Origin of the sequence: Neobacillus cucumis (genome assembly GCF_002860255.1) — a bacterium.
In the GTDB taxonomy this organism is placed as follows: domain Bacteria; phylum Bacillota; class Bacilli; order Bacillales; family Cytobacillaceae; genus Neobacillus; species Neobacillus cucumis_A.
Genome location: NZ_PGVE01000079.1, coordinates 23,498 through 33,631 on the forward strand (window position 1 = coordinate 23,498; position 10,134 = coordinate 33,631).

9 protein-coding genes are annotated in these 10,134 nt (G+C 39.0%); 3 read left to right on the plus strand and 6 right to left on the minus strand.

What is annotated here, in order from left to right; genetic code table 11:
* A complete protein-coding gene (locus tag CVD27_RS21235; RefSeq protein ID WP_101650250.1) occupies window positions 1-1,146 on the minus strand; it encodes an acyl-CoA dehydrogenase family protein in 1,146 nt (381 codons plus the stop codon).
* 202 nt (window positions 1,147-1,348) lie between these two features.
* The gene (locus tag CVD27_RS21240; protein WP_101650254.1) at window positions 1,349-2,116 is read right to left on the minus strand and encodes a 3-hydroxyacyl-CoA dehydrogenase; all 768 of its coding nucleotides are present in this window, start codon (window positions 2,114-2,116) and stop codon (window positions 1,349-1,351) included.
* A gap of 212 nt (window positions 2,117-2,328) precedes the next feature.
* Here CVD27_RS21240 and CVD27_RS21245 point away from each other — a divergent pair, with 212 nt between their 5' ends.
* Window positions 2,329-3,291, plus strand: a complete 963-nt coding sequence (locus CVD27_RS21245; protein WP_101650256.1) for a D-2-hydroxyacid dehydrogenase — start codon at window positions 2,329-2,331, stop codon at window positions 3,289-3,291.
* A gap of 64 nt (window positions 3,292-3,355) precedes the next feature.
* Here CVD27_RS21245 and CVD27_RS21250 read toward each other — a convergent pair whose 3' ends face one another.
* Window positions 3,356-6,109 carry a dynamin family protein gene (locus CVD27_RS21250; RefSeq protein ID WP_101650258.1) on the minus strand — a complete coding sequence of 918 codons (2,754 nt, stop codon included), beginning with the start codon at window positions 6,107-6,109 and terminating at the stop codon, window positions 3,356-3,358.
* Between the two features lie 243 nt (window positions 6,110-6,352).
* On the opposite strand from CVD27_RS21250, the gene CVD27_RS21255 reads away from it, so the two are divergent.
* A complete protein-coding gene (locus tag CVD27_RS21255; protein ID WP_101650260.1) occupies window positions 6,353-6,862 on the plus strand; it encodes a hypothetical protein in 510 nt (169 codons plus the stop codon).
* Between the two features lie 127 nt (window positions 6,863-6,989).
* Here CVD27_RS21255 and CVD27_RS21260 read toward each other — a convergent pair whose 3' ends face one another.
* The 3 genes from CVD27_RS21260 to CVD27_RS21270 all read right to left on the minus strand — a co-directional run bounded on the left by CVD27_RS21260 (window position 6,990) and on the right by CVD27_RS21270 (window position 9,265).
* A complete protein-coding gene (locus CVD27_RS21260; RefSeq protein ID WP_101650262.1) occupies window positions 6,990-7,712 on the minus strand; it encodes an amino acid ABC transporter ATP-binding protein in 723 nt (240 codons plus the stop codon).
* Window positions 7,709-8,365 (minus strand): amino acid ABC transporter permease, encoded by a 657-nt coding sequence (locus tag CVD27_RS21265; protein ID WP_101650264.1) that lies wholly within the window; start codon window positions 8,363-8,365, stop codon window positions 7,709-7,711. Before CVD27_RS21265 ends, CVD27_RS21260 begins: the two co-directional genes overlap by 4 nt.
* Window positions 8,366-8,464: 99 nt before the next feature.
* Entirely contained in the window at window positions 8,465-9,265 is an 801-nt protein-coding gene (locus CVD27_RS21270; protein ID WP_101650266.1) for a basic amino acid ABC transporter substrate-binding protein, read from the minus strand.
* A 448-nt stretch (window positions 9,266-9,713) separates the two neighbouring features.
* Between CVD27_RS21270 and CVD27_RS21275 the strand changes: the two genes are divergently transcribed.
* Window positions 9,714-10,043 (plus strand): PspA/IM30 family protein, encoded by a 330-nt coding sequence (locus CVD27_RS21275; RefSeq protein WP_101650268.1) that lies wholly within the window; start codon window positions 9,714-9,716, stop codon window positions 10,041-10,043.
* The last annotated feature ends 91 nt before the right edge of the window (window positions 10,044-10,134 follow it).

The following is a 10,134-nucleotide window of genomic DNA, read 5'->3' on the forward strand; positions in this document are numbered from 1 at the left end:
CTACAACCCTATATTTTTAGCAATGATCGTTTTCATGATTTCGTTAGTTCCAGCATAAATACTTGATACTTGGATATCGCGGAATCGCCTCGCAATCTGGTATTCTTCCATATAACCATAGCCGCCGTGGAGCTGCATAGATTCGGAAGCGACACGCTTAGCTATGTCTGTCAGTTTCCATTTGGCCATCGACACCTTCGTTACTACGTTTTTCCCTTCAATATGTTCTGCGATTAACTGGTCTAAAAAGGCTCTGCCCATCTCAATATCTGTTGCCATTTCGACAATTTTAAACTGGGTATTTTGAAACTGGCTTATCGGCCTTGCAAAAGCTTCCCTGCTTTTCACATAATCTATCGTCATCTTGAGCATCACTTCCGCTGCTGTTTGTGCCCCAATGGCGACAAGGAGACGTTCTTGTTGAAGTTTTTCCATTAAATATAAAAAGCCTTTGCCTTCCTCCCCGAGCAAGTTATCCTTTGGCACACGGCAGTCCTCAAAAATTAATTCTGCAGTGTCTTGGGAATGCAGTCCTACTTTATTCAGCTTTCTTCCTCGAGAGAAACCCGCAGTGTCCCGTTCAATTACTAGAAGGCTCACACCTTTATGCTTTGGAACTGCTTGTGGATCCGTTTTAACGGCTACAATGATAAGGTCAGATTGAATCCCATTTGTGATGAATGTTTTTTGGCCGTTGACAATATAATGGCCGCCGTCCAGTTTTGCTGTGGTTTTAATGTTCGCTAGATCTGAACCTGTGCCCGGCTCAGTCATGGCGATCGCTGTGATGATATCACCAGTCACACACTTCGGCAGCCAGCGCTGTTTTTGTTCCTCCGTTCCGTAAGAGGTTATATAGGGCACGACAATATCATTATGAAGCCCGATCCCTACTAATCCAGATCCAACTCGTTCAAGCTCTTCATTGATAATGACGGCAAATCCCCAGTCGACCTCACTACCACCATATTTTTCGTCAATATCTGGACAAAGAAAACCCTGTTCGCCCATCCTTTTCCAAAAGGAACGAGGGATCATACGAGTTTCTTCCCACTGTTCATAGAAGGGATATGCTTCTTTTTCTAAAAACTTTCTTAGTGACTGACGAAAAATTTCGTGATCTTCATTTAAATATGGATGTTTCATTCTATTAACCTCTCTTTCAGAGATTGTAAACGCTTACTAAATTAATTAATACTTGAAAAGGGACATTTCTTGTGGGATTTCCATACTTCCATTGTAACAAAAAAAGGTATGATTATTTTGAATATTTTTACATTTTATCGCGTAGCTTTTTATCGTATGGTTTGTAGGTATGGTGATAGATAAATTTGCCCTTTTCTTTTTTTTATTTAGGCTGCATCCTAATAGCTCCATCAAGCCTTATCGTTTCACCGTTTAGCATCGGATTTTCGAGGATACTTTGAACAAGCTGTGCGTATTCACTCGGATAACCTAGTCTCGGAGGAAACGGCACCATTTTCCCAAGTGAAGTTCTCGCTTCTTCCGGCAGTGTATCAAACATCGGTGTGTGGAATAGTCCCGGTGCAATGGTCATTACACGAATGCCATATCGAGCTAACTCCCTTGCAATTGGCAAAGTCATGCCGACAATTCCTCCTTTTGAAGCGCTATAGGCGGCTTGGCCGATTTGCCCGTCAAACGCAGCTACAGAAGCTGTGTTGATTATGACACCGCGCTCATTTAGTTCATTTACCTCATTATTTGCCATTTTCTCAGCTGCCAAGCGAATTACATTAAAGGTGCCGATTAAATTCACCTGGATTACTTTAGAAAATAGGGAAAGATTATGTACCCCTTTTTTTCCAAGCACTTTGTCAGCAATCCCAATTCCAGCACAGTTAACCACCGTGTTGATTTCACCCAGAAAATCTGCTGCTTGATTGACTGCCTCTAGTATCTCTTCCTCCTTGGTCACGTCGGCTTTTAAAAATAAAGCCGCTTCTCCTAATTCGTTTTGAAGGCTGCCCCCTTTTTCATCTGACTGATCGAGGATAACAGCTTTTCCACCCAATCCAATGATTTGGCGTACAGTAGCCTCGCCTAGCCCAGAGGCTCCTCCTGTTACAATAGCTTTTGATGATTGAATTTTCATAAACAATAACCTCCTTACATAAACTTCATATTCATAAGTTAAAAGTATTATGTCTTGTGTCCTAAAATTCTCTCCATTTATATTAAACAGAATCACCTCCATTCCGTATTTAATTTAAAAACTATGATTATAGACAACAAACAAAGAAAAGATTAATTTTTCAGTTTATATACGATATGATTATTCTATATCAACTATAGGGTGGGAGTTAGATGAGCAAACGGAAAATAGTCATTACACAAAACTTAAAACCGGAGTACATAGAAGAAATTAAAAACAGCGCCCCTGAATGGGATGTCATTGTTAGCAAGGAGCCAGCTGTCTGGCAGGAGCATGCCAAAGATGCTGAAATTATTGCTGGCTGGAAAGCTAGTTTAGAAGATGATTGTCTTGGGGAGGGGTCTAAACTAAAATGGCTGCAAACCTGGAGTGCCGGAGTTGATTCATTGCCCTTAGATAAATTTAATACAAAAAACACCATTTTAACAAGTGCAAATGGTGTACATGCCTATCCAATCTCAGAAACTATTTTTGCCTTAATGCTAGGACTTACAAGAAAAATCCATACCTATGTAAAAAATCAACAAACGAAGACGTGGCACCATGGTCACATTAGCCTCGAAATGCATGAAAAAACCGTTGGAATCATTGGCGTCGGTGAAATCGGTAAAGAAACAGCTAAGATTGCCAAAGCATTTGGCATGACCGTGATGGGGGTTAGACACTCGGGAAAACCTGCTGAATTTATCGATGAAATGTATACTCCTGACCAATTAAATCAGCTGCTCCCAAAATGTGATTATGTAGTGGTGACATTGCCACTTACAAAAGAAACGCACCGGCTGTTTGGAGCTGATCAGTTTAAACAAATGAAGCCTTCTTCCTTTTTTATTAATATCGGCCGTGGAGAAATTGTGGTGGAAGAAGAACTGTTAGCGGCATTACAAGATGGCATAATTGCCGGTGCCGGCCTGGATGTATTTGAAACCGAGCCATTAAGTACAGACAGTCCATTATGGGAAATGGACAACGTCATTATCACTCCGCACACCTCAGGGGCAACCGAGTACTATAATAAACGGGTCATTGAAAACATCTTCATTCCTAATTTAAAAGCGTATTTAGCAGGAAAAACGCCAGACATTAATCTAGTTAATTATCAAAAAGGATATTAATTAAGTAAAATACTAAAAAACATTCCGGGGTTTAAGACCGGAATGTTTTTTAGATTAACAAATATTAATATACAGTTTGTATTCCTTTACCCGCCACAGTCATCCATTCGAACTGTCGCAGTCTGACACCAAATAGTGTCAACGGGTCACGGAACATCTCCGGATTGGTATTCATCTTATTAAGTAGGTCTTGGTTTGATTCAATTCCTAATTTAGCCTCTCCAACGGCTGCCGTTAGAACGTTTAATGGATTCTTGAAGAATAGGGTTACATCGCGCTCTAGAGATTTTTCAAACAACTCAAATGGCTGGAAAAATTGCTTACATACTTCGGCAACCGTTTCAGCATAATCCTCATTCTCTACAAAAGCTTTGTACTTGTTATAAAGCATTGTTTTATTTTGCGATATGGCTCCAAACAGTTTCCCTGCGCTCTTTAATATAAATTGCGACGGTGTCCGGCGGAGAAGGATATTGACGGTTTCAAGCTGAAATCTGCTAGTCATACGGTCGGTGTCACGAAGCCAATCTTCAAGCACCTTGAAGTCACAAACAAGCGCGAGATGCTCTTCCCCGTACATTTGATTAAAACCTTCCCCCATCTCGGTTAAAAACTCTTGTGCCTGGTCAAACTCCTCTTTGCTAGAGGCTATCCACTCCTGTAGAGAACGATAGAACTTAGGCATAACTGTTTGTTCTAAATAATTTTGTAATTTGCCATTCATTTCATCGTTCAGTTCCATATGAATAGTACTAAAGTTGCTCTCTTCCTTGATTAGTGCAGAGCATTCTTTTAACATAGCTGGAACTTCCTGAGCAATCTCTTTTTGAATAGCTTCCCTAATCGCCCGGTAGGATTTTGTAATTGCTCTTGTTTTTTGAACTTCCGTATCCTTTAGCTGGTTTACAGCTCCATTTAACTTCGTGTACATTTCTTCATTCCAGCGGATGGATTCAACCAATTGATCTTCCACATCAATCCGCTTTTGCAGAAGACTTGCAATAGTGGTACGGATGAAATACAACAGTTTCGCAAGACGTTTATCCTCAAGGTTTCGATTAATCTTTATTGAATGAATAAACTCTTTTATGTCCTTCAACTGCTGAGCGCGATCGTATTGTGATGAAAAGGCGAAAACAGTGGAATCCGGATAAATTGAATGGATACTGGACTTGGTCTCTTCATATATTCTAACAGCTTCCTGCTCTCCGGCAATGGCATCCATTTTACTTAACAGAAAATGTACCGGAATATCAGGAGCTAATTCTTGAATTTGCGCTAATACTCCTCGCTCTTTATCTGTAAATGGAGAGTTCCCATCAAGTACATAAAGAACAGCGTCGGCTACCTGCAAGTTCTTCAACACTTCATAGCGGTCGTTATGGCTCCCTTTTAATCCAGGAGTATCAATAAAGGCTACTTTATTTTCCTGCAAAAATCCGTTTGGCAGCCTAAATTCTATAATGGATTCCAACGCATGGCGACGTCGGTCCATCCGCTCCTGAAACTCAGGAAATCCATTTAATATTGATACCTCTTGATCCGTAATTTCCGATATTTCTTCTTCTTCTCCCGCTGAAAACATAACCATTGAGGAAGTTGGGCTATCCTGAAGGTCTTCACCAAGAACTGTATTTACAAAAGTTGATTTACCACTTCCAGTTAATCCAGTAATTAATAGATGTTGTCTATCAAAATCCACTAATTGATCGACTAGCCATTTAAAACGATTATTCTCACCCATATCATGTGCCTGTGCCCAATCAATAATCGTATCAAATAGTGATAAGCTTTCTTCAAGTTCATCAATGTCTGTCTCCGTAATACTAATTAGCTTTTCCGCCTCCGAAACAATGATTTGACTCATACTTGTTGGAAACAGCTCGTTCCAGGACAGCACGGCAGCAGAAGCTAACACCACATTTCGCTCATCTGCTAATCGAAGCCAATTAGTTAACAAGTCTGGGATAAATTCTTGAAGCATTTTAATAAAATATCTGCCTTCAATTAAATTAAAATAAGCATTTTTATGAAGTCTTGATAGCTCGTGCCAATTATCTTCTCTCTCAAGTTCTAGTTGTAATAACAGGTGATTAATTTCACGTATCCAAGTAAAATATGACTCTTTGTGTTCATAACTTTTCCACAATGATGATACAAGCTGCTCAAACTTTTTCTGTTCTAAATTAAATAATAAGATTAAAGCTTCTGTAAAATAACTAGGTGCATGGTTTTTGGTCACACCATTGTCTACATACTTGGTTAGAACCTCAAACCATTTTAAATCCTCCGAGCGCTTTGCCTCAGAAACGGCTAACTCCACTGCATGATTCCAATCTTGCTGCTCTTCAAAAAATGTTCGGGCGATTTCAGTAACATTAGGATATTCCGGGTTTGCCGCAATCGTTCTTTTAATTGTGGCAATTGCTGCGTCCGTCTTGCCGCGCTCAATATATAGAGAAAATAACTGTAAAGCTACTTCTGTATTTAATGTAGCATCATCGGTTGAGATTGCGGTGTAAATATCCTCTGCCGTCGATAGTAAACCGAGTTCATAATAGGCATCAGCTGTATTTTTCTTCGCCCATGGCACCAGTTCATCGGTTATGTTTTCCCATTTGAAGATGGCTGTTTCAAAATCTTTATGGTGAAAATACACTTCCCCTTGGGCAAAGCGTATTGCTGATAGGTTGGGGAGATCCTTGCTTGCCTCTTCCTGAAACGCTTCGCCAAGAACGCGAATCGGATGCATATTTTCATGCTCATTGATGAACATTTTATAATACGTCTTTTGTTTTAACTGTTCTTCTAGTGTCATTTCCTTCCCTCCAATTGCAAGCACTCTATGTCATTCATATGGAAAAGAGTCGTAATTATTCCATATACTATTCGACGTATGTATGGAATATAAGTCCCAATTATATCGATTCTAACAGAGGAATTTTTTAAAATGATGTCAGTTGTGTTTCATTTTGAAGACAAACGTTAAAAAATTTACATCTTCCTTCTAATACGAAGGGCAACGTATAATGGAGTCAAATAACAAAAGGGGATAATAGATTTGGAACAGAAGCAGGCTATTTTTTTAACAGAACAAATAGAACATTCGAATCCAAGAGGATATGAGATTCAGAAGCTCCAAACTGTGGACGGAATGCTGCCAAAATTCCACCAATGGACAAATGGAAAGAAAACATTGGCTGCATATGAGGTAGTCCGCCCGGACAGTGATACTGGCTATTATTTTTTATTCATTGACTGGCATCGGAATGATAACTATTATTTAGTCATTTATGCGCAAAATAAATCCACAACATGTGCAGAGATTCGGAAAATAGAAGAACTTGAAGAAGGAGCACATTTTGTCTGGGCCTATAAACCGTTTAAACGAGATGGAAAAAACGATCAAAGAAAGGCCTATTTTAAGCAAATGTTTGGGTCTACTACTGTACATATAAAACTTCCTTCTTCACCATCAGATGTGGAAGAATTCCTCACACAGCTGTTTAAGTTGTGCCAAAACCGAGTAAAAGCAGATAAGATTACGGAAGTGTTTAATTTTGAGGCCTGAAAATCTGTTTTATTAAAAAAATTAAATATGTTAACAATTCCACCGTCCCACCGAAAAGTGGGTCTTCTCAAGCATCCTAGATATATACCCAAATTAAAATAGGGCCTTTAAAAGGGCCCCATCTAAACTATAATACCTTACTCAAAAACGCCTTTGTCCGTTCCTCTTGAGGGTTATCAAACAACTCACTTGGAGCCTTTTCTTCCACAACCAGGCCGCCGTCCATAAAAATCACCCGGTCACCTACTTCTTTAGCAAAGCCCATCTCATGGGTAACGACTACCATCGTCATCCCTTCTTTGGCAAGCTCCTTCATTACTTCTAAAACCTCTCCCACCATTTCTGGATCAAGCGCTGAGGTTGGTTCATCAAATAACATGATTTTCGGTTCCATCGCGAGCGCCCTGGCAATCGCCACCCGCTGCTTCTGTCCGCCTGATAAAGAATCTGGGTATGCTTCCGCTTTATCCTCAAGACCTACTTTTCTTAAGAGCTCCAGCCCTTTTGCTCTTGCCTTTTCAGCGGAAATTTTCCTTACCTTCATCGGCGCAAGCATGATATTTTCAATGACCTTTTTATGAGGGAAAAGGTTAAATTGTTGGAACACCATGCCCACTTCTGTCCTAATTTTGTTAATATCCGTTTTTTTATCGGTAATATCAACCCCTTCAATCAGAATCCGTCCGCCTGTAATGGTTTCAAGCATATTGATGCATCGAAGGAATGTTGACTTACCAGATCCGGAAGGACCAATAACCACTACCACCTCTTGTGGTTTAACCGTTACATTAATGTCCTTTAGGACTTCATTTGTTCCAAATGATTTTTTTAAATTCTTTACCTCGATCATTCTGTTGCAAACCTCCTTTCAAGTTTACCTAACAGGAAGTTTAAAGTTAAAGTTAATACAAGATAAATGGCTGCTGCTGATAGATACGGCTCCCATGGGCGCATATATTCACCCTGCATAGCACGCCCCCAGTACATTAACTCCGGGGCCGCAACTAACGCAGCTAGAGAAGAATCTTTAATGAGTACGATAAATTCATTGCCTAGCGGTGGAATCATTCGTTTAAAGGCTTGAGGCAAAATAACATACCGCATAGCTTGTACATGTGTCATCCCAAGTGAACGAGCGGCCTCCATTTGCCCCTTATCAATGGATTGAATCCCAGCACGAAAGATTTCCGCCACATAAGCGGCTGAGTTTAAAGAAAGAGCTACGATTGCAGCTACGATTGCATTTGTTGTTGTAAGAAAAGCTGGTACAACGGCAAAATGTATTAAAAGGATTTGCACCATTAATGGTGTACCGCGAAAAAAGTTTATATACCATCTAAACGGCATGGAATAGAGTGTTTTTTTCATCATTTTTCCTAATCCGATAAATAAACCTAGAATGGTACCTATTACTATACTAACAATTGAAAGACCAATCGTTAGTAGTGTTCCCTTTAGTAGTAAGGGAGCATATTCTACAATTATATCCCACCTAAAATCCATTACGATCCCCCCGCCTATTATGTGTGATTCCTATTAGCTTAGTAACCAAAAATTGCGTAACTGCCTATTAGATAGAAGTTACGCAATTTCACTAGAGTACTATTGCTTATCTTTTAATGTTTGTGTATCTGGTTCCACACCAAACCACTTTTTATAGATTTTTGCATATGTTCCATTGTCAATTACTGCCTTCACTGCCTTGTCTAAGTCACCCTTCAACTTACTTCCTTTTGGCAGCAATAGACCATAAAATTCATTTTCAAAAGCACCATCGTCTTCAATGAATTCAAAATTATCTTTTGGATTATTTTTAACATACGTTTCAACAACTGAGTTATCTGCAACTACCGCGTCAACTCCGCCATTTTTTAACTCAAGGATAGCTAGATTGTTATTTTCAAACTTTTTAAGATTTGGATTGTTTTTGCCAAATAGTTTTTCTACTACTTCCTGACCAGTTGTACCATTCTGAACAGCGATCTTTTTACCTTCTAAATCCTTCGCACTCTTAATTGTGCTTCCTTTTGGAACAAGGATTTCATTTCTTGATAAGAAGTATGGAACTGTAAAGTCATAAGATTCTTGGCGTTCCGGTGTAATCGTAATCGCCGATACAGCGAAATCGGCTGTTTTCTTTTCAATCTCAACAAAGATTGGGTCCCAGCCAACATGTTCAATATTTACATTGTAACCTGCTTCCTTTGCGACTGCGTTAACAAAATCCACATCAAAACCAACAATTTTCCCTTTTTGCTGATATTCAAACGGTGCATAAGCGGCATCAGTCACAACTCTTAAAGTTTTCTTCTCGCTGCCCCCTGTTTTACTAGTTCCGCAAGCTGATAGCAGGAGCAGCAATCCAACCACCATTAAGGTTGTAACTAATTTAAATTTCTTCATGTTTTTACCTCCTAATTATTTTTTTATAAAAATTATTTATTATAAGATTAATAATTTTTTGACTATAAGTGATTATAACTTGTTTCGTTTTTTTATTCAATATTTTATTTTCTTACTATATTAATACGTTAATAAACTAAATTCAATAATATAAATAGAAGTATGTATCCTATAACATTAGTATTGTAAGCGTTACATTTCAGAGAAAACAGGAAATATTTCTACCCTCTTAACGAATCTAAAACTAGAAAACTTCTAAATATATCTGCCTGAACAACTTCCAATTTAAGGAAAAATATAAGTTTTTTATAATATTAATTAAGGATTAATTAAGTACGAAAAGGGACGATTTTTCTACGTCATTTATCCTTTATATAGGCATTCGCCGTTACCCCTAGCACCCAGTAACATAAGTTATAAGGATTACCAGATAAGGAGAGATGCCTAAATGAATCCCTACGATTATTATCAAATTCCACAAATGCCCATTGAGTATCATACCTATGTTCCAGTAGATCAATATCCATCCTATGCACCGAGCGAATCAGTTAATCCCTATACAACTAATGACCCCTACGATCCTAATCGTCAGCCACAGCAACTTGAACGAAGAGTAAATCAACTCGAAAGGCAAAATGAGCGTCAAGCCAGAGAAATTAATCAGCTTCAGCGGGATGTAGCTCAACTACAAAGACGTCTTCAACGAGTAAATCAACGAGTAAGAGCGATCGAAAACCGCCTCCACATTCCTTTTACCCCTTTTGAAGGAGAATTTTAAAGTATCATGAGAACCGGTCTCTGGCCGGTTCTTTTTCATGAGATAAGGAAGCATAAAAATTTCGACTTTAAGAATTGTCCAGCTCCAGCGC